Source organism: Ancylomarina salipaludis (assembly GCF_004122035.1).
GTDB classification, from domain to species: Bacteria; Bacteroidota; Bacteroidia; order Bacteroidales; family Marinifilaceae; genus Ancylomarina; species Ancylomarina salipaludis.
In genome coordinates, this window is the sequence record NZ_SAXA01000003.1 from 279259 (window position 1) to 300721 (window position 21463).

Consider the following 21463-nt stretch of genomic DNA (forward strand, 5'->3'; position numbering starts at 1 on the left):
ATTATTCTGCAGTTCCGAACAATTCCATTTCTCCAATCATTATTCTTTTGTTATCTCCCTCTTCAATTTCGGCAGACAATGTGATTTTATGGAATTTATAGTATTCAGAATTCTCGAAAGCAAATTCTTTTCTTTCTTCAAATGCAATAATGCCAGTTTCTGCAACGGTGGTAATCTCGGTCCAGTTTTGGCCATCATTAGAGCCTAACAAAATAAATTCATCAGGTGTAAACACGAACTCAATTCCGAAAAGATTAGCTGTTGCACTAATTGAAAGTCTGTTGACATTGTATTTTTTTTCTGTTTCAAATACAAACCAGGTATTGTTATTCATATTGAAAAAGGAGCTTCCAGGATTATTATCATATGCAAATTCTGGTAGTCCCCAATCAAAAAAGGCGAAATCTTCAGCTTGAACGGCAGCTGAAATAATTTTCTCTGTGATGTCAACTTCACCTTCGTCCTCTTCTTCTTTATCTTCTTTTACAGGAATACCATTAAATAATTCAACTTCGGAAAGCTGGAATATATCACCTTCAGTATTTTCAAACTCGAATTTGAAGAACTTATAAGCATTTGTGTTTTCAAATTCAAATTGTCTTGTTTCCATTCTGGCAGAAAAGGATTCGCCAGAACGAGAATCAATCTCCGCCCAGTTAGTACCGTCATTTGATCCTAATAATGTCCAATTTTTTGGATCTCTGCCAGGAGCATCATTACCTGAAGTAAGAGTGTAAGCTTTAAGAACTGAAGCTTTTTCACAGTCAAATCTAACCCAGGTGTTGTTTGTGAAAATTAGATATTTAGAAGCAAAATTGTTATCAATTAGTTTTTCAACGCTTTCGTTTTCAGGAGAATCAGCAGACATATCCCTGCTTATGGTACATCCCGATTCTGTAATGTCAACAACTTCTCCAGAATCACTTGGATAGTCAACATCTTCTCTGTTTTCTCTCATCTCTTTTAGCTCAGCATCTATCTGAGTAATTTTACCAGATGTAAGATCACTTTGATACTCGCTCCATAGTTCTGCAACAGAAGTGTCTGAACCTAATATCTTTTTTATTGCGGCTTCCCATGACCAAGGATTAATGGTTTTTGCTGATTGGTTTAGTTTGTACGCAAAATAATTATCCTTTGTATGCAACCAGTCGATAAAGAAAGCTGAGGTGTTGTAACCATCTTTCCAGTTTCCACCTGTTGAACGGCGAGAAGTAGGTGTGAAGCCTTCAACGTATCTTACGTAATCAGCAATACCTTCGATAAAACCAAAGAAATCAGTTCCCTGAGCATAATTACCAGCACCCTTAGGTTCATATTGGTATCCATGAGTAATTTCGTGAACCAATACACCTTCAATTTCTTTAATCAATTCTTCATCAGACAAGCCTTCATTTTTTTTCTGCATTAAATAACTTGAGCTGAAACTGATGTTAATATGTGGGGGAGTTCCACCTTTTGCAGATAAAACGTCAGTATCTTCAACGGTATAAGTGATGTCTGTAATGGTGTTTACTTCATCAACGCTTTTAAATAACTCTACACATACTTGTAAACAGACCTTTTTGATAAACTCTTGTTCGTTAGGGATCAAATCGGCATATAAACTACCATTTCCGTTGATTGTTTTATTTGTGAAATGGATATTTGGGAATTGAAAATTTGCCCAACCAGCATCGTCAGTAACTTTTATGTAAGAGTCTTGAGTGTTTGTGTTTTCACCATACTCATTGGTTATTTTTAGGCTTACCTTATAGTCGCCTAATTCGGAATAGGTTACTATTGGGTCTTTGTCAGTACTTGTTGCAGGTTCACCGCCTTCAAAAGTCCACTCATAGGTGTTTCCATAAACCGTTCGATTCGTAAACTGTACGCTTGTTCCAACAAAAATAGTTTGTTTGTCCGCTACAAATTCAGCCTTTACTTTGCTTTCAATCTGCGAAAGATTAAGACTTTCATCTTTATCACAGTTTGTGAATAAAATTACAGCTAGAAAAACTAAGCTGAGGTTTAGTAATTTTCTCATAATTTGATTGTTTTTAGTATAGATATTAATATGAATTGGATTAGACATTTTGTTTTTCATCGGACTGGGCATATGATTTTAGATATTCTTGATATTCATTCCATAAATCAGAAACTGAAGCCGAAAGAATTTCCTGAGTTGCTTTTTCCCATGACCATGGAATAATCGTTAAAGCAGTTTGATTGAGCTTATAAACAAAGTCTGAATCTTTGGTATGGAGCCAATCGATAAAAAATGCGGATGTTTTATAACCATCATTCCAATGACCTCCGGGTTTTCTGTAGCTAAGGTTTGAGTAGCCAGCTTTGTATCTCACATAGTCAGCTGTACCTTCTAAAAATCCGAAAAAGTCAGTGCCTTGTTTATAACTCCCAGCACCCTTAGGTGAGTATTGATACCCATGTGTTAGCTCGTGATAAAGAACGCCTACGATTTCAGATATAAGTTCATCATTACTCATATCATTCTTCTTTTTAACCAGGTAGCTTGAGCTAAAAAAGATGTTAATATGCGGAGGATTTCCACCTTTTGCAGAGATCGTTTCGATATCCTCAATGGAGTAATCCAGTATATCAAGAGTGTTTATTTCGTCAACACTGCGGTAAAGAATTTTACATACATCCAGACAGACTTCGTTAATTAAATTGATTGGTTGTGGAACAAGCTCCTTGTAAAAATCACCATTGCCTCCTAGGGTTGTGTTTACAAAATTTGTTTTAGGGTATTGAAATTGATCCCAAGCACCTTCTCGTTTCACAACAACATAGTCATCGAGTGTAATTGTGTCTTTAAGTTCATTATTGCCAGCAATCAATTGAACTGTATATTTGCCGTGAGATTTATAGTTGACTACAGGATTAGCTTCCTGACTTGATTCTGGTGATCCCCCCTCAAAATACCATTGGTGGCTATCTGATTTCTCAGAAAGGTTGGTGAAACTTACTTCTCCTTTATTGAAGAATGATTGTTTATTGGATGAAAATAAAGCAATTGGGTTTTTGTCTGATGAATCCCAATGCCCCCAAAGTTCAACTTCGGAAACTTGAAGAATATCACTAGCCTTGGTTGAAAGATTTAAACGGAAGAATTTATAGGAGTCAGCGTCCGTTATTTTAAATTCTAAGTTTTGATTTCTTTCAGAAAATTCTATGTTTTCTTGTGTATCAATCAGTGTCCATGATATACGATCATTACTTGCTTCAAGAGTCCATGTATACGGATCTCGAGATTCTTCATCGCCACCTGAAACAATAGAATAACGACTTAGTGTACACTTTTTCAATATTTGAAATTCAACAACGCTGTTATTGCTAAATGTTAAGAATTTTGAATAAGGATCATTGTCTGTTAGTTTACTAATGTCTTCACCCACAGGAGAATTTTCAGAGTTTGATTCGGTGATACATTTGTAATTTGTAACATCAACAGGAGCCTTTCTTTCATTTGAACAAGATATAGTGATGGCTGTTATACATGCTAGAAGCATGCATTTAGATATTATTTGTGTCATGTTATTTTAGTGAGTTTTTCTCAGAAAGATTGATTGTTCTAATGAAAACAGAGGCATAATAGTCCCTGTTTTCAGTGAAATATGGCTTATTTAATTTTTAGTGTTTGAGTAAGGGAACGTATCCTCAGAATTACCCCACTTTTTGTTAGGGCGATGAGTCATTTTGAAAACAAGTTCACCACCGTTTACAATATCTTTGTGGTTGATAAAATTATATTTCCATGGTTTTCCGTTAAGAGTAACTGACTTGATGTATATATTCTTATCAGAGAAATTTGGAGCTTTTATCACAAAGGTTTTTCCATTTTCCAAATTTAGTTTGGCTTCCTTAACCGATGGCGCTCCAATAACATATTGCCCCGAACCCGGACATACAGGATAGAAACCTAAAGATGAGAAAATATACCAGGCTGACATTTGTCCGCAATCATCATTCCCACATAAACCATCAGGTTTATTCAGGTACTTTGTTTTCATGATCTTGTGAATGCGCTCTTGTGTTTTCCAGGGTTTCCCAGCCCAGTTGTACATATATGCCACATGATGACTAGGCTCGTTTCCATGAACATAGCCCCCCATAATACCTTCTCTGGTAATATCTTCAGTATGAGCGAAGTATTTGTCCGGGATGTGCATGGTAAAAAGCGAATCCAGATGTGCTGCAAAACGCTCCTTACCACCCATCTTATTAGCCAAACCACTTACATTCTGCGGAACATATAAGGAGTAGTTCCAAGAATTTCCTTCAATAAATCCTGCGCCATGAGTATCCAGAGGATCGAAAGGTGAAACCCATTCACCAGCTTTAGTTTTTGCTCTGACGTATCCTGATTCGTCATCGAATAAATTTCTCCAGCTTTCAGAACGTTTTAGATACTCTTTTTCGATATCAGATTTTCCCAATGACTTAGCAAATTGGGCAATGGTATAATCATCGTAAGCGTACTCAAGTGTTATAGAAGCACCAACTTTACTGGTTTCGTGTGGCACATATTTGTATTTTTTGTAATCACCGATTCCATCATACATATTGTAATTAGCACTGGCTAAACATGCTTCCAAAGCTTTTTCAGGATCAAAGCCACGTAGGCCATTTATCCAGGCATCTGCAATAACAGGTACAGCGTGATAACCAATCATACACCAATTTTCATTTCCAAAGTGACTCCAAACAGGTAAGACTTTATGCACAGATTGCTCATAATGTGCAAGCATCGAATTAATCATATCAGATGAACGCTTGGGTTGAATAAGTGAAAGCAAAGGGTGTTGTGCTCTGTAGGTATCCCATAGTGAGAATACGGTGTAGTTTGTAAAACCTTCAGCCTGATGAATATTGTGATCTAAACCTCTGTATTTTCCGTCCACATCCATATATTCTACTGGATTGATAAATGAATGATACAGAGATGTGTAGAATGTTGTTTTCTTTTCGTTTGACGCTGTTACATTAATCTTGCTTAATTCGTTATTCCATGCTGCTTTTGTTTCCGCTCTTGTACGATCAAAATCGAAATGCGGAACTTCTGCTTTTAGATTTTTTAGTGCACCTTCGGTACTAACTGCTGACAGAGCAAATTTGATTTTTACTTGTTCATTTTCTTCTGTTGAAAAATCGAAATTGGCTGTCAAAGCTTTACCTGCCATTTCCGGGAAGTTCTTGGTTTCGTCGAACTTTCTCCAGAAACCATTATAAATGACTTTTTCATTATTCTGACAACCGTAATTTTTAATTGGTTTAGAAAAGCTAATTGCAAAATACAGGTAGTTGGTTCTTGCCCAGCCGCGAGTAATTCTATAACCTGTAACCAGAGTGTCGTTTTCAACTCGAATCGTCGACCATAATACTTTACCATCGTAATTATAGATACCATGATTAAGGTCTAAAATAATATGGGCATCATCTGTTTTAGGGAATGTGTATTGATGAAAGCCGACACGTTGTGTTGCTGTTAATTCAGCTTTAATTTTGTAATCATCCAGTTCAACGGTATAGTATCCGGGCTCTGCTTTTTCAGTCTCTTTACGATACATCGAACGGTAGCCATTTTTTGTGTTTTCGATTGTGCCAGGATTGTAATTGACTTGACCAATGGTTGGCATAATTAAAAAGTCACCCAGATCAGAATGACCGGTGCCACTTAAGTGTGTATGACTAAAACCAACAATAGATTTATCTGTGTACTGGTAACCTGCACAGTAACGGTATACGTCTTTATTGTATTTTCCGTTAGTAGAGAATAAGATACTATCGGTATCAGGACTTAGTTGAACCATTCCAAATGGAGCACAAGCCCCAGGGAAGGTATGTCCCATTTCCTGAGTACCTATAAAAGGATCGACGTATTGGGTCAGATCTTTATCTTGGGCACTTAAGTTGGTATAACTTAAAATGCCTAATGTCGCAATAAGTAAATAAGTCAGTGACTTCATATTAGTTGATTTTTGAATTTGCTTTTTTATATCCCACATTTTTTATTTTATGAAAAACATGGGATAACTGGTTGTTTATTTTTTATCTGAGAACGAAGGTGGTGATACCTTTTCAGAAGAGCCCCATTTTTTGTTTGGATGATCTCCCAGTACGAATTCCATTTTACCTCCGTCTTTTATATCATTGTAAGATAACCATGTTTTATTCCATTCTTTGCCATTAATTTTTAAAGATTGGATATAAACATTTGTTTCTGAATAGTTTTCTGCAATAATTTCAAGGCTGTTACCATTACTCATATTCATTTTTACTGAAGGAACAGCTGGCGATGTAATGATGTACTCATCGCTTCCTGGACAAACGGGATAAAATCCCATGGCATTAAAAATATACCAAGCTGACATTTGTCCGCAGTCGTCATTGCCGCATAAAGAGCCAGGGGTGTTGCCATATTGTGTTGCAATAATTTTTCGAGTTAACTCTTGTGTTTTCCATGCTTGTCCTGCGTAACTATACAGGTGACTGATGTGGTGACTAGGTTCGTTTCCGTGCCAATACTCACCAATTCTACCATGTATATCATCCACACCCAAATAGTCTTTATCGTTACTGCTAGCAAAAACGGAATCCAATTTATTCGTGAAATTTTCATTCCCACCATAAATGTCAATTAAGCCTTGAACATCGTGAGGAACTGTCCATGTATACTGCCATGTCGTTCCTTCAGTAAAAGCACCCATGTGTTTGAAAAAGTGAGTATCAAAGTTTGGCATCCATTCCCCTTTGCTGTTTTTGGGACGCATCAATCCAATTTTAGGATCGAAAAGATTTTTATATGACATGGCACGTTTCGAAAACCGTTTATAATCTTCGGTTTTACCTAATGCTTTAGCCATTCGAGCAATACAGTAATCGTCATAGGCATATTCCAGTGTTTTGGAAACTGATTCGTTCTCGATATCGTAGGGTACGTAACCTAGTTTTTCGAATTCTTTCGTAGCATCATATTGAGGGTGTGTTGCTGCACGAACGCAAGCTTCGTAGGCTAATTCCCAATTCACACCTTTAACACCTTTGAAATAGGCATCAACAATTACAGGAACAGCATGATAGCCAATCATACACCAGGTTTCATTGTTCCAGAACGACCAAATAGGAAGTAACTTATCCGGGCTTTGTTTATAGTGTTCCAACATTGAATTAATCATGTTGGCATTTCTATTTGCCTGAGTCAGGCAAAATAGGGGATGAGTTGCTCTATAGGTATCCCATAGAGAGAATACGGTATAATTATCGAAGTTTTCTGCTTTGTGAATATTTTGGTCAAATCCACGGTAGGAGCGATCAACGTCGAAATAATTTGTTGGTGACATAAAAGCGTGATAGGCAGCTGTATAAAAAGTTTCCTTTTGTTTTTTTGTACCTGTTACTTCAAATTTAGCAAGTTCTTTATTCCATAATGTTTTGCCATTTTCTTTCACTTGATCGAAATCCCAATTTGCGATTTCTGTATCCAGATTTTTCATGGCGTTAGCTGTGCTAATGGCAGATATCCCAACTTTTACAAGTATTTGTTCCGAATCGTCAGTTTTGTAGTCAGCTACAAATTGAATATCGGGTCCAGCAGCTTCAATGCTACTTTTAAATCGGTAGGTTTTATATGAATCGTATTTTTCCTCTTTTTTATTGGAGAAAATACGGGTATTATCGAATGGACGTGAGAATTTTGCCGCAAAATACACATAGCGCTCTTTTGCCCATCCTTTTACTTGGTGCATTCCTGTTATGGTTGATTCATCTTCAACTCGAATATTTGACCAAATCACTTTGTGGCGTAATACATGACTCAAATCCAGTACGATATGAGCACTATCTGATTTTGGATAAGTAAAACGCATCAATCCAGCTCTGTTAGTGGCTGTTAGTTCTGCTTTGATATTATAATTATCTAATAATACAGAATAATAATTGGCTTCTGAGGTTTCATTTTTGTGAGAAAAACGAGATAAATAGCCAGGTTCTGAGAGATCTTTACTCCCACTATTTATATAAAGTTTACCCTCTGTTGGCATAAATAAAATATCACCAAGATCTGGAATACCAGTACCATGTAAATGTGTCATAGAGAAGCCATAAATGGTGCTGTCAGAATATTCATAACCCGAAGCAGCTCCCCAATTCCATCTTTCTGTGTCAGGACTTAATTGTACCATACCGAAAGGCACTTGTGCACCAGGGTAGGTATTTCCTTCTCCTAGAGTCCCAACAAGTGGTTTTACATATGGAGTATAGTCAGCAGATTCTTTTTGTGTTTCATTTTGTTTGCATGCAGTTAGAAACAGACAGAAAAGAACAATTTGAGTGATAATAATTTTATGCATTGATAAACATTTAAAGCTGATGGTGAAAAAAACAACTTGCCTGCCAAAACAGACAAGTTGTATTGGTTGTTTAATAGCCCAAGTTCTGGTCAAGATTTGGATTAAGATTGGTTTGTTTAAGAGGAATAGGGAAAAGAGTTCTGTAATCTTCACTTACATTATCTTTAGCCCATCTGGTTCCAGTAAACTTTCCAAAACGGATAAGATCAGTTCTTCTTTGTCCTTCATAGGCAAACTCTCTACCTCGCTCAGCCAACAATTCATCCATTGTAAGATTTGTTGTTGTGTATTTATTAGCTTCGTAATTTGTTCCAAATGCTCTTTTTCTGATTTGATTAACTAAATCAACAGCTTCTTGAGTGGCAATACCATTATTAATACGCATAAGAGCTTCAGCTTTCATAAGAATTACATCGGCAAATCTTAATACAACTAAATCTGTTTCATGAATATGACCTTGAGAATTCTCTCCAAACACATACTTGTAGTTTCGTGCACCTTCGTCAAGTCCAGCATTATTGATACTAGAAATATGTTTATCTATAGTAACCAGAGGCGTGTTGGGATCAGAACCATATTGAGGACCTACTAAATATTGTTCTTTTCGTTTGTCAGAATCATTATAACTGTCGTAAAATTCTTCAACAGTGTACATTTCGTTAAATGGATCGAATTGTAAACCAAATTTATTTTTTAGTACATTGGGTAATGTAAATGCACTAATATTATATGACCATCCTGTTACACCATCAAGAGCAAATGCAAATATATTTTCCTTAGAAAATTCATTTGTTGGTAAAAATGGACCTTGCCAGTTTTCATCTAATTCATAGTTTCCAGCTGAAATCACCTGATTACACATATCTATACATTCTGTATAATATTCTTCATTAGTGTATACCTTTGAATTCAGATAAAGTCTGGCAAGAAGTGTTTTAGCTCCTGCTTTTGTAAAATAACCATAGGTTTCAGCATGTTTTTTCACCGGAAGATCATCAATAGTTGCCAGTAGTTCTGTTTCGATGAATTTATAAACCTCTTTACGCGTATTAGTTGCTGGGTATGCAGGATCAGAAACTTTTGTTGTAATAGGTACATTACCCCATAAGTCACATGCTATAAGATGCCAGTATGCACGTAAACATCTTAGTTCTGCGATCATTTCAGCTTTACTAATTGGGACTTGTTTTTCTTCGAAGTCTACAGGATCAATCCCTTGAAGAACACCATTAACAAAGCCAATACCTTCCCATGTAATAGCCCATGCTTCATCAATAGTAGGATGCTCAGAAGTCCATTTGTGCTGATGAAAAGCAATGTTTTTTCCATCTGAATAATGACTACCATCTGATTTGGTAGGAGTGACAACGGCATCGGCAGATAACTCGCTTAATTGAAAAATTGTTAATGGTAACACCCATTGTGTATGTGCCCATGGGCGAGTATAGGCCCCAATTATTTCTTCTTTATTATTATAGAAATTTTCGACTACAGTTTCGCTGTAAATTTCTTCCTCCAAGTCAGAACAAGACACAAAAAGTGTGCTTATAAGGCTGAAAGCTAATAATGTATATATGTATTTCATTTTGATTAATTTTAAAATTGAATTTCAAATGCCATGGGTGTTTGTTTATTGAATAACACTCATGTCTTATATCAATTTAATTAAAACTTGATAGATGCTCCAATGGTAAATGTTCTTGAAACAGGATAAAAGTTTAAGCGATCAGCACCTGGCGTTAGACCACCTGCCTCAAGATCGGGAGTAAGGCCTGAGTACTTAGTAATTGTAAATACATTTGAGCAGGAAACATACAATCTTGCTGATGATATATAGTTGATATTCTTGACATCAAAATTGTATGACAGAGAAATGTTTTCAAGTTTGATATAATCTCCTTTTTCAAGATAATAATCTGAATATTGAGGTGCATCTTTTAAACCATTCTGTCCCGTTGTCGCATAAATGTTTGAATTAGGAAATTTATTAATGTTCTCATAAAACATTTTTCCATGGTTAAGAATGTCAAAATCAAGAGCACTACGGAAGAAGATGTCCAGATTAAAGTTTTTATATCTTAAACTGTTGGTTAAGCCAATATGATATTTAGGAGCTCCGTTTCCTATAATTTCTTTATCACCTTCGCCTTCATCCATTTCTCCGTTGTTGTTTAAATCTTTGAAAACCCAATTCCCATTTTCATCAATTCTATCGAAACGTTTTCCATAAAAGTTACCTAATGGTTCTCCTGTTTCAACTTTATAAATGGAACCTAAACTTGTTTCTTCAACATGGAAAAATGCACTGCCTGACGAAAGATCTAATTTTTCAACTTTCCCTTGATTGTAAGAAGCGTTAAAGGAAGTTGTCCAGCTAAAATCTTCAGATACGATATTTTTGGTATTTATGCTTAACTCAATACCTTCACTATAAAGATCTCCGATATTTGTTAATAATTTATCATTTACAGCAGAAGGTAGGGCTGCAGGTAGTAAATAAAGCAAATCACTGGTTTTTCTTTGATATACATCCAGACTACCATCAATTTTATTGTCAAGGATAGCGAAATCTAAACCAAAGTTTATTTCAGCTTTTTTCTCCCAACCTAAATTTGGGTTAGGGTTATTTGTTAAACCATAGGCAACAATAGGTTTTCCTCTAAAGTTATATGATAAAAATTCCTGACCAATTCTTGCTAAAGATGAATATGGGCTAGCTCCAGCATTTCCTGTTTCACCATATCCAATACGTAGTTTAAGATAATCTATTTCTGGAATAGTCTGCATGAAACTCTCCTCTGAGATAGTCCATCCACCAGATACACCGAAGAATGTTCCCCATTTATTGTTCTTACCAAACACTGATGAACCTTCACGATTGATACTTCCAGTTAACATATACTTATTGTCATATGAGTAAACCAAACGAGCGCGGTAGGATTCTAATTCTACTTTTTGCTTGTATGTATCCATTTTATAATCGGATTGATCCGGGTCTTTCAAAAATGAACCAGACTCAATACTGTTATAAAGGAAAGCATCAGTAGCGAAACCTCTGTTTTCCATTAACATTGTTTCGTAGATGTCTTTCTCATAGGTCCAATTCACCATACCGCTCAATTCATGTTTACCAATTTGTTTGCGATAGTTGGCATTTAACTCGTAGTTGTCTCTATAACTAAATTTTGCTTCTCTTTTAGCAAAACCTTCTTGACTATTTTCTATACTTCTTTCAGATAAACGAGATTCATATTCTCCAATATTCCAATCCTCAATTTTCCAAGCTAATCGACCACCTAGTTTTAACCCTTCGATAATTTTGAAGTCAGCATAAATACTTGATAATAGGATTTTATGTGCATTATCGCTGGTTCTGTTTTTTATAGAAGCAATCGGATTATCTCTGAATCGTTCACTAAAATATTGATAAGTCCCATCTTCGTTATAAATAGAATGAGTCGGATTCATTGTAACAGCCGTGCTAAAAGCTCCATAATCAGGTGCACGATATCTTGTTTGACTTGCAGAAAGATCTGCTTTTACATTTAGTCTGTCGTTTATAGCTTTGTGGTTAATGTTAATTCTACCATTAAGTCTTTTCTTAAATGATTCTAAAACAATACCTGTAACATCGCTGTGCTCGATAGATGCACGATATTTTGTTTTAGAAGAGCCACCACTTATTGCAATGTTGTGCGTGTAATTTCGTGATGTTTGAAGTAATTCGTCATACCAGTCTGTTGAAGCATCACCGGTTTCTTTACTCAGCTTATTTCCTAATGCTCTAAACTCGTCAGCTGTCAACATATCAGGCTTATTGTACACTTGTTCAAAGGATGCATAACCAGAATACTCGACAGTAGCTCTATCTTCTTTCCCTTCTTTGGTTGTAATAATGATAACACCATTAGTTCCTCTGGATCCATAAATAGCAGCAGCAGAACCATCTTTCAGCACTGAGAATGTTTCAATATCTTCTGGTGATATAATATCTAGAGAAGAAACTTCAACACCATTTACAATGATCAAAGGAGAAGCGTAACCTCTAAGAGATGTATTTCCTCGGATCATTATTGATGGACTAGCAGTAGGGTCTGAGCCACTAGGTCTACTAATGGTTAAACCAGCAACTTTACCTTGTAATAACTGCATTGGAGTCGTTGTTGCTTTCTTTTGCAAGCTTTCAGAATCAACAGTTGATACAGAACTGGTAATTTGTTTTCTCTGCATCGAACCATATCCTACAACAACAACCTCTTCAAGTCCTTGAGCATCATCCAACATAACAATGTCGAAACTTGTTGCTGTGGAAGGATCTAACTCTTGAGAAACCATTCCAATAAAAGAAAAGATTAGAGTTTGTCCTTTTTCTAATTGATTAATGGTGTATCTTCCGTCGATGTCGGTAGATGTTCCTTGTGTTGTTCCACTGATTCTTACACTAACTCCAGGTAATGAAAGTCCTTGAGAATCGGTTACTACACCTGTAATTGTGTGATCTTGATCTTTTTGATTAGCGCTTGCAGCTGATACATCAGACTGACTGGATAGTACAATCATAAGGCTTAAAAAGAAAACGATTGCACTCTGTTTAAAACCTTCACGGAAAAGGGAAGATTTATTTAATGATTTTTTTTTCATAAATTTGAGTGGTTATGATTATTAACTTAATGTTTTGATGAACATTATTTGCTTGGGAAATGTTAGCGCATTTCCCTTTTTTAGTTTAGGTTAGTTTTGAGTCATTGGCATTTTATTTTGGATTTAGTTTTCCTATTTTAGTTTTATTATTATTTCATAGATGTTAACTAAACCGATTTAGCAACTTTGTGAAAAAAATAGAATACTAGGGGTTATTATTTAATTTATTAGTTTTTAAAATTTTCAATTTGATTGACCTCATTTATAGCAAAAGCATAGGCACCAATTCCAATGGCTCTGCTTGCTCCCAATTTACTCGAGCATATAGCTAAACGAGGTTCCGGATCATATTTTAAACATTTATTCGTTCCAGGTATCATAATTTCTTTGGAACGATCTTTAATAAATTCATTAAACTCGAGTTCGTTATCAATATTATAAACTTTCTGAACCAATCGGGGGATACTTTCACCCTGAGCCGTTTGCAACTGTCCATTTATTTCATCCATCACTGCTGGCATATATAGGTCACTGGCTCCGGAAAGTCCTCCACCAATGACGGCAATTCCATCTGTAATCGTCAGTAGATTGGCTAAACTATCTCCTAAGCAATTCCCGAATTGTTTAAAAGCAATTTTTGCTGCTTTATTATTAGGATGGTTCTCATCTTTAGCAATCGCATAAATATCAATCGGCATTAAATCCGGATTTAATTCATTTTGAGCATTCTTCTGATAGACTCTCTGAATCGCTCGGGTACTTATCCCTTCTTCAGCAAATTGCTCTGGGAACAGCCTTGAACTTGTTAACCAAACTTCACTAGCGATTGAATTATCGCCAATAAAAAGTTCATTATTTTGTACCAAACCTCCTCCAAACCCAGTTCCCAGAGTTATACCAATTAGATTATTATAGCGTTTAGGACTATTGACAGCTTCCAGTTTTTGATTTATTTCGGGTAAGATGCCTCCTAATGCTTCTCCATATGCAAATAGATCACCATCATTATTGATGTAGACAGGAATCTTAAAGTATTTTTCCAACATTGGCCCCAATGCTATGCCACCACGAAATGCCGGTAAGTTTGTTAAATCTCCAATAATACCTCTTTTGTAATCGGCTGGCCCGGGGAATGCAAAACTAATGGCAACAGGTTCTTCTTCAAGTAAGTTTCTTACTTCCTGAAATCCGTCAACTATTGTTTTTAAACAAAGCTCTAATTGATCAGCGTTTGATGGTTTTTGAATAGGATCTATAATTTCATTACCACCTTTAATTGCTGAAAAAACAAAGTTTGTTCCACCTGCATCAAGGGTTAATACGACTCTTTCGTCACTCCATATATTCATGTTCGTCAATTACTTTCTTTTATAAAATGATAAGACTAAAATATAGCCTATACAAACTAGTGTTACAATAAAACCTGCCATCAATGAAAAAATATCAGCAACTGCTCCAAATATTACCGGAACAATAGCTCCTCCAATTATGGCGGTTACCATTAGTCCTGATATTTCATTACTACGCTCAGGCATTGCATCAATAGTAATTGAAAATACCAAAGGAAAGATATTGGCAAAACCTAAGCCGATAACCAGAATAGCTGCAAATCCGATAATTGAATTACTTGCTATAAACAGGCCTAAAATTCCAATTATAGCAACAAGAGATGTTATTTTTAAGAATCTTTGAGGTGACATCCAGTTTAAAATAATACCGCCTAGAAATCGTCCTGTCATCAATGCCAGAAAGAAGAAAAGTGTTCCCCAAAGACCTAATTCTTTAATATCAAAATTGAATTTGTGTTCCAGAAAATTTGGAAGCTTTGCACTCATACTTACTTCAGCTCCAACGTATAGAAATATGGACAGAACCATAAAAAAAACGTAGGGGTTTTTTAATAGAGATAATACCGATTTGAAGGATGCTGGAGTTTCAGACTCATTTTTCTTTTCTTCGATTTTGACAAACCATAAATAGATAATGGCAACTAAAAGAATGCTTGAATAAATTGGGAAAAGTATTTTCCAGTCTAGGCCCCAGTATTTTGCTGCAAGCAGTGGGAGTAAGGCTCCTGATAATGACCCGATTGCTTTGGTGAATTGTCCGAATGATAGGTTTCTTGAATATTTACCCTCTGGTGATACATCTCTCATGATTGGATTTCCGGCAACTTGTAAAATTGTAGCTCCTGTGCCAAGAAGTAAGAGAGAGCCTAATAATAGGCCAAATGAAGAGAAATCACCCAGGATAGGAAGAGTTAGCCCGGCAAGGGCTGCTATCATCCCCAATATCAAGACTGTTTTTTTACCTTTTCTATCCTGATAGAGTCCCATTGGTACAGAGAGTAATCCAAACATGATAAACCCCATGAAAGTTACCAAGCCTGCCATGAAATTTGATAGCTGATATTCAGCTTGTAATTGGCTTGTTAAAGGGCCCACAACATCGCCAAATCCCATACAAAGGAAGGCTAAGAAAATTGGACCAGATTTTAAGTAATTATTTTTCATTTGTTATTTTCGTTCGATTAGTTTAGGTGTTAATTCAATTCTTTTGTTTTCACTTTTTTTAGATCTTAATATTTCTTCAATTATATCAGTGGTGTGCATTGCTATTTTTTCAATAGGTTGCGCCACAGAAATTACTTTGGGCATTGAATAATCGAACAGATCGACATTATCAAAACTGACGAATTTGATTGCATTAACCTTATCCTTGTAATAAGTATTCATCAGCCAAATGGCAATGACAGCAATCTGGTTATTCGTAAATACAACTGTATCAACACCCGATTCAATTAAAAATTTAAGTTCTTTTTCGGTTCCCTTCTTTAAATTATTGTTGTCAACAATTCTTATTAATTCTTTGTCAAAATCGATCTTGTTGTTTTCCAAGGCCATCTTATAACCTTCGATACGATTTTTCAAGGAATACACATCGGGTGTTAATGATATCAAGCCAAGTTTTTGCGACTTGGAATCGATTGCACTTTCAACTGCGTTTTTCATCGAAATTTTATTTTCAACTAAAATGTAGTTGGCTTCGATTTCCGGATCTTCTCTATCAAAAAATACGAGAGGAAAATCTTGTGACAATAATGACTTGATAGCATCACTTTGTATAAAACAAGAGGCGACTATTAAGGCATCGACCTGACGATTTACAAACATGTTAAGAACCTGCGTTTCTTTATCTTTATTCTCATCAGTACTACCTATAAGCAAGTGATAGCCTTTTTCCCAAAAATGATCTTCAAGCAAACGACCTATTTTAGCAAAAAAGGGGTTGGAAATATCGGGAACCAGATAGCCTATTGTGTTTGTTTTGCCTTTTTTTAAACTTTTAGCTATTTGATTGGGTTGATAGTCCACCTCCCTAACATAATCCAATATCTTTTTTTGCGTTTTTTTACTAATATTTTTCTCATCTCCTTTGTTGTTGAGAACAAAAGAAACAGTCGTTTTTGATAGACCTAAGTCTTGGGCGATATCTTTAATTGACTTCTTCTTCAATGTGTAAATTTTACTAAATCGGTTTACTAAATCGGTTAATCAAAAGTATGTCAATTTTTTTATTTGGCAAAACACATTGCTTTATTTTTTTTTAATCTAAATGATTTGTTGAATTTTATAGCGGGAAGAGTTTCGTTTTGGCTTTTTTTAGTTTAGTATTTTAGAAGCCTTTTGACGGGTAAACACCCAACTTCCAATTATTGCTGTAAAAGGCGCAACTAGAACCAAACCAAAACTACCGACTAGGGTGTGTAACAATTCGCCCGAAACGTAATTGAGATTTAAAATATTGGTCATAGGGGTGCCCTGAGCGATGAAAACCATTAGAAGTGCCGAAAAACCGCCCGAATAGGCGAGTAACAGAGTGGTCGTCATGGTTCCCACGACAACTTTACCAACTTCGAATCCTGATTGGCGTAATTTTTTTGCACCAATTGCAGGGTTGTGATTGATGATTTCGGCTTGAGAGGCTGCAATATCCATTGAGATGTCCATAACCGCACCTGAGGAGGAAATAAAAATTCCGGCAAGGAATATATCTGTGAGATTTAAATGGGCATAACCCGAATAGAGTAAGGTTTCAGAAAAGGGTTTAATTGCTCCGTGTATATTGAACTCTGCACCAAAAATAATGGCCATAATGCAGGTAATAATAATTCCACTCATTGCTCCTAAAAATGCTACCAAGCCCTTTCGGTTTGTTCCGGCAACAAGGAAAATAATGACTGAAGTTAGTAGTGCAACAATTCCTAAAGAAAGAGGGATAGGGGAGAATCCTTTTAAAAAACCAGGTAGGAGTAATTTCCAAATGGTTAAACCTGCAAACATAAAGGATAGGATGGCTTTTAGACCAATCCAGCCTGCAAAGCTAACCAGGAGAATAATGAAGAGAATTAATAACCACAGTTCCATATTTATCCTGTAATGATCAATTACATTGGCACTTTTAATAGTAGTGTGATCCTGATTTAAATTTAAGACTGTTAATGTTTTATCTCCCGGTACAAAAAATTTGTCAAACTCCATACGTCCAACCAACTGATTGAATGCCTGGATTTCGGCATTCTTAAATTTTCCGTTTAATATTTTGATTTGAAGTCTCTGTGTGCCCGTTTTCAATATTCCTGTTTCTACCATCAGATCGTTGTTGGTAGATAAAACCAGTGCTTTTACTCGCAGTGTATTAGATTCTTGTTCCTTATTAAACTCATTCGGTACAACAATTAAACTAAAGCAGGCAATAATTAATAAGACAACTAAAACAAAATCTGATTTTTTAGGAATTTTGATCATGTCGATTGGATTCGGAAGGTGTTTTGAAAAGGAAAAAAGGTGAGTCTTTAAGTTCTGTTAAGACTTAAAAAACTCACCTTATAAAAAAGTTTCAATTGCTTAATTTAATTCTAAGAGTCTGAATATGTTTTTTGCCATATCAGTATTGTCGAAATAGCCTGAAAACAGTTCCGATCCGACACCAATTGCTTTTACCGGGATTGGTGTTGCAGTATGCGAAAAGGAAGTCCAGCCAATTCCTGCTTTTTGAGATAAAATATGGCAAGCTGTTACTGCTAATGGGTTGTAGCTTCCATACAGTAGATAGAATTGGTCATCTTTTTTGATTTCCTTATTGTCTTTCATACTTTGTTCAAAAGCATTCTTAAGTTGCTTTTTTTCAAGAGCTGAGAGCTCTAGTTCTTTAGTCTTATTGCCAAGACCAAAGTGTTTTTCAATTAGGGCCATTCCATCTTCAAGTTTGTAATTACCCATATTGTTTTTTTTGTACTCATTGACAAGTTCAGTGAAACCATCGTTTGAGATATTCTGATATTGTAACAGTTTAAAAGCTGAATGGTAATGACTTCCGGAAAACCCAAGAGACATACCACCTGTTTCATGATCACCTCCCACTACAATTAGAGTTTCTTTGGGATGCTTATTATAGAAATCAACGGCAACCTTAATTGCTGCGTCAAAATTCATAACTTCTTTGATTGCAGTAGCCGCATCATTGGCATGACAAGTCCAGTCAATTTTTCCACCTTCTACCATCATGAAAAAACCTTTATTGTTGTTTAAAAGCTCGATTCCTTTTTTTGTAAATTCGCTTAAAGGGATATCATTTTCATTTTGATCGATAGCGTAGGGTAGAGCTTTTCCACCAACCAAACGCGGAGCAATAGCAATGATTTTATCATCTCCTTTTTTCAGATTATTAAATTCTGCTTTGGTGTTTAAAACACGATAGCCTCGTTCTTTAGCCAAGTCAATAGAATTAGGCTGTTTGTTTTCAATTTGTTTATCACCACCCATGCCAAAGTTGGCCAAAATATTATTCTTTTCCTCTTTGCCATCGCCCACAGGATGGTTGATACCACCACCTGCAAAATAGTTGAAGTTGGATTGACTCAATTCCAAACTAATATCGTAGTACATACTACGAGATGGTTGATGTGCATAGAAAGATGCGGGTGTCGCATGGTCGATAGACACTGATGAAACGATCCCCACTTTATAACCTAAATCTCTGGCTTTTTCAGCTACAGACTGAAGGGGCTTTTGTTTTGAAGCATCCATCCCGATAGTATTGATGCTGGTTTTATGACCTGTTGCCAGAGCTGTTCCTGCAGCGGCAGACCCTGTTATAAATCGATTGGTAGCATTTGTGGTATAAAAACCATGGTGTGGAAACTTATTCATTTCAAGTTTTTGGATACCATCCTGCCCGTTAACGGCTGCCATATAGGCTTCAGCTGCATTAGCTTGTGATAAGCCCATACCATCGCCTATGAAATAGAAAATGTATTTTGGAGCTTTACCTTTGTAATTGTTTCGTTGTTTATCAGCTGCTGAGTCTTTTGCACTGACGCTGATTGATAACAGGAGTAGTGCAAAAAACAGGTTGATTATTTTTGAATTAAACTTCATGCTTGAATTGTGTGTTGATAGTGTCGAGTTATTTTTAAGGAATCTCTTAAAAATTCCTAATGGTTTCTTTATTTTTTGTATTGATGAAGTTCTTCCCATCTGGTGTATAGAGGTAATCGACATAGTCTTTAAAATAGTGAATGACTTTGTCACGAACGACTTTCATTGTTGAATTTACCAGCTTATTTTCTTCAGAGAAAGCTTCAGGAAGAATAGCGATTGCAGTTGGGATCCATCTTTGTGGGAATATATCCTGATAGATTCCTCCTGTTTTATAGGCAGTAAATTCTGCTTGTAAGAGCTTCAGTGCTTCAACTTGACCTTCTTCGGTGTTTGAACTTAAACCGCAAGATTTCAAATAAGTTTGAATAGCCATTTTGTTAGGAACAACTAAAGCAATGGTATAGGGATCCTGATTGTTGTACAAAAGACATTGATCAATATAGGGTGAGTTATGCACAAAGGCTTCTTCAATGCCTTCGGGACTATATTTTTCACCATCGTTGGCAATCAATAAGGATTTAAACCGACCGCAAACGTAGAGAAAGCCTTCTTCATCGATATGACCCATATCGCCCGTGTGCAGCCAATCATTTTTTAGTGTTTCAGCACTGGCTTTATCATTTTTCCAGTAGCCTTTCATAACATTGCCTCCTTTGATAACAATTTCACCTTTTTCACCGGCAGGTAATGGATTACCCTGATCATCACAAATTTTGAAGTCCATATTATTGACAAGGAAGCCCGATGATCCAAGTTTATGACGATGGTGTGCATTGGACGATATGATTGGTGAGGCTTCAGATAAGCCATATCCCTGATACATAGGGAGACCAATTGCATAGAAAAAACGTTGCAATTCAATATCAAGCAGGGCACCGCCTCCCACAAAGAATTTTAAGTTACCTCCAAAGTTGTCTCTGATTTTTGAAAAAAGAATCTTATCGTAAAACTTATATATGGGTTTAAGAAATTTGCGTGAACCTTTTCCTTTATCAATTCCCACTCCGTTGTAACGGTATGCGACATCAAGTGCTTTGTTGAACATACGCTCTACTTTGGGACCTTTTGCTTTGATGCTTTTTTCAATGTTTTTTTTGAAATTTTTAGCCAGAGCAGGAACGCTCAATAGAATATCAGGCTGTATCTCTTTGATGTTGTTTGGAATGTTCTTCAGGGCTTCCATGGGAGAATTTCCTTGCTGAACAGCAGCGATTGAAGCTCCTTTTAACATGAAACTGTAAATACCAGCCGTGTGAGCAAATGAATGATCCCAAGGCAGAATAAGCAGGGTTTTGTAGCTGGGAGGAATATCCATTAAACTGGATGCCTGTTTTACATTAGAGGTGTAGTTGTTGTGCGACAAAATAATGCCTTTGGGGTCGGCAGTCGTTCCTGAGGTGTAGGATATGTTTGCATTATCGTTTGCCTCAATTGTCAACCAGAGGGTTTCCAACTGCATTCTATCGTCATCACTTAAGTTTTGACCAAAGTCTAAAAGGGAAGAAAGGTAAATTTCGTTCGGTTTCAGTTCAACATCTTCATCTATTACGATAATTTGTTCCAGAAAATCGAGTTCATCTTTAATTTCTCTGATTTTGGAGAGATGATTTTTTGAAACGATAAGGAGTCGTGCTTCGGAATGTTGAAGTCGAAACTTTAATTCATTTTGAGCATCTAATTTTACTGAAAGGGGAACATTTACAGCTCCAGCGTAGAGTATGCCCAGTTCAGAAAGAACCCAGGCATTTCTGCCTTCTGATAGTAAGCCAATTCGATCGCCTTTTTTGATGCCTATTGCAAAAAGTCCTGCTGCTAATAGGTGCACTTCAGTTTGAAGTTCTTTATATGATTGAGGAATATATGCGCCATCATTCTTTTCCCATAAAAAAGGATTGTTTGGATACTGTTCTACACTCTTTTCGAAGAGTTGAATAATTGTCTCCATATATTTGAAAATCTTCTGTAAATACTAGTTGTTTTGTAAAGGGTATTTTTTTATTGAAGGCAAATTTAGTGTTTTCCCCTCAT

At 36.1% G+C, this 21463-nt stretch carries 12 protein-coding genes; all 12 read right to left on the reverse strand.

The features are described from left to right. Position 1: 1 nt before the first annotated feature. Positions 2-2026, reverse strand: coding sequence for a basic secretory protein-like protein (locus tag EO244_RS05315; RefSeq protein ID WP_164977411.1), 2025 nt, complete (start codon positions 2024-2026; stop codon positions 2-4). 40 nt (positions 2027-2066) lie between these two features. Further along, complete coding sequence (locus tag EO244_RS05320; protein ID WP_129253616.1) at positions 2067-3536, reverse strand: basic secretory protein-like protein; 1470 nt, start codon at positions 3534-3536, stop codon at positions 2067-2069. Positions 3537-3626: 90 nt separating this feature from the next. Beyond that, positions 3627-5969 (reverse strand): GH92 family glycosyl hydrolase, encoded by a 2343-nt coding sequence (locus EO244_RS05325; RefSeq protein ID WP_129253617.1) that lies wholly within the window; start codon positions 5967-5969, stop codon positions 3627-3629. Between the two features lie 75 nt (positions 5970-6044). Beyond that, positions 6045-8351 carry a GH92 family glycosyl hydrolase gene (locus EO244_RS05330; RefSeq protein ID WP_129253618.1) on the reverse strand — a complete coding sequence of 769 codons (2307 nt, stop codon included), beginning with the start codon at positions 8349-8351 and terminating at the stop codon, positions 6045-6047. 70 nt (positions 8352-8421) lie between these two features. Then, positions 8422-9936: a RagB/SusD family nutrient uptake outer membrane protein gene (locus EO244_RS05335; protein ID WP_129253619.1), complete on the reverse strand. Its 1515-nt coding sequence runs from the start codon at positions 9934-9936 to the stop codon at positions 8422-8424. 80 nt (positions 9937-10016) lie between these two features. Further along, positions 10017-12992 (reverse strand): SusC/RagA family TonB-linked outer membrane protein, encoded by a 2976-nt coding sequence (locus EO244_RS05340; protein ID WP_129253620.1) that lies wholly within the window; start codon positions 12990-12992, stop codon positions 10017-10019. A gap of 227 nt (positions 12993-13219) precedes the next feature. After that, positions 13220-14341 (reverse strand): ROK family protein, encoded by a 1122-nt coding sequence (locus tag EO244_RS05345; protein WP_129253621.1) that lies wholly within the window; start codon positions 14339-14341, stop codon positions 13220-13222. Between the two features lie 9 nt (positions 14342-14350). Then, entirely contained in the window at positions 14351-15505 is a 1155-nt protein-coding gene (locus tag EO244_RS05350) for an MFS transporter (RefSeq protein WP_129253622.1), read from the reverse strand. Positions 15506-15508: 3 nt separating this feature from the next. Beyond that, positions 15509-16507, reverse strand: coding sequence for a LacI family DNA-binding transcriptional regulator (locus EO244_RS05355; RefSeq protein ID WP_129253623.1), 999 nt, complete (start codon positions 16505-16507; stop codon positions 15509-15511). Between the two features lie 147 nt (positions 16508-16654). Then, positions 16655-17800 (reverse strand): YibE/F family protein, encoded by a 1146-nt coding sequence (locus EO244_RS05360; protein ID WP_129253624.1) that lies wholly within the window; start codon positions 17798-17800, stop codon positions 16655-16657. A 99-nt stretch (positions 17801-17899) separates the two neighbouring features. Beyond that, positions 17900-19432 carry an alkaline phosphatase gene (locus EO244_RS05365; protein WP_129253625.1) on the reverse strand — a complete coding sequence of 511 codons (1533 nt, stop codon included), beginning with the start codon at positions 19430-19432 and terminating at the stop codon, positions 17900-17902. 46 nt (positions 19433-19478) lie between these two features. After that, the gene (locus tag EO244_RS05370) at positions 19479-21380 is read right to left on the reverse strand and encodes an AMP-dependent synthetase/ligase (RefSeq protein WP_129253626.1); all 1902 of its coding nucleotides are present in this window, start codon (positions 21378-21380) and stop codon (positions 19479-19481) included. Positions 21381-21463: the final 83 nt, after the last annotated feature.

What these genes read in the sequence shown, in the direction of transcription:
- EO244_RS05315 (WP_164977411.1), bottom strand. Translation starts at nt 2,026, where the DNA reads ATGAGAAAATTACTAAACCTCAGCTTAGTTTTTCTAGCTGTAATTTTA.
- EO244_RS05320 (WP_129253616.1), bottom strand. Translation starts at nt 3,536, where the DNA reads ATGACACAAATAATATCTAAATGCATGCTTCTAGCATGTATAACAGCC.
- EO244_RS05325 (WP_129253617.1), bottom strand. Translation starts at nt 5,969, where the DNA reads ATGAAGTCACTGACTTATTTACTTATTGCGACATTAGGCATTTTAAGT.
- EO244_RS05330 (WP_129253618.1), bottom strand. Translation starts at nt 8,351, where the DNA reads ATGCATAAAATTATTATCACTCAAATTGTTCTTTTCTGTCTGTTTCTA.
- EO244_RS05335 (WP_129253619.1), bottom strand. Translation starts at nt 9,936, where the DNA reads ATGAAATACATATATACATTATTAGCTTTCAGCCTTATAAGCACACTT.
- EO244_RS05340 (WP_129253620.1), bottom strand. Translation starts at nt 12,992, where the DNA reads ATGAAAAAAAAATCATTAAATAAATCTTCCCTTTTCCGTGAAGGTTTT.
- EO244_RS05345 (WP_129253621.1), bottom strand. Translation starts at nt 14,341, where the DNA reads ATGAATATATGGAGTGACGAAAGAGTCGTATTAACCCTTGATGCAGGT.
- EO244_RS05350 (WP_129253622.1), bottom strand. Translation starts at nt 15,505, where the DNA reads ATGAAAAATAATTACTTAAAATCTGGTCCAATTTTCTTAGCCTTCCTT.
- EO244_RS05360 (WP_129253624.1), bottom strand. Translation starts at nt 17,800, where the DNA reads ATGATCAAAATTCCTAAAAAATCAGATTTTGTTTTAGTTGTCTTATTA.
- EO244_RS05365 (WP_129253625.1), bottom strand. Translation starts at nt 19,432, where the DNA reads ATGAAGTTTAATTCAAAAATAATCAACCTGTTTTTTGCACTACTCCTG.
- EO244_RS05370 (WP_129253626.1), bottom strand. Translation starts at nt 21,380, where the DNA reads ATGGAGACAATTATTCAACTCTTCGAAAAGAGTGTAGAACAGTATCCA.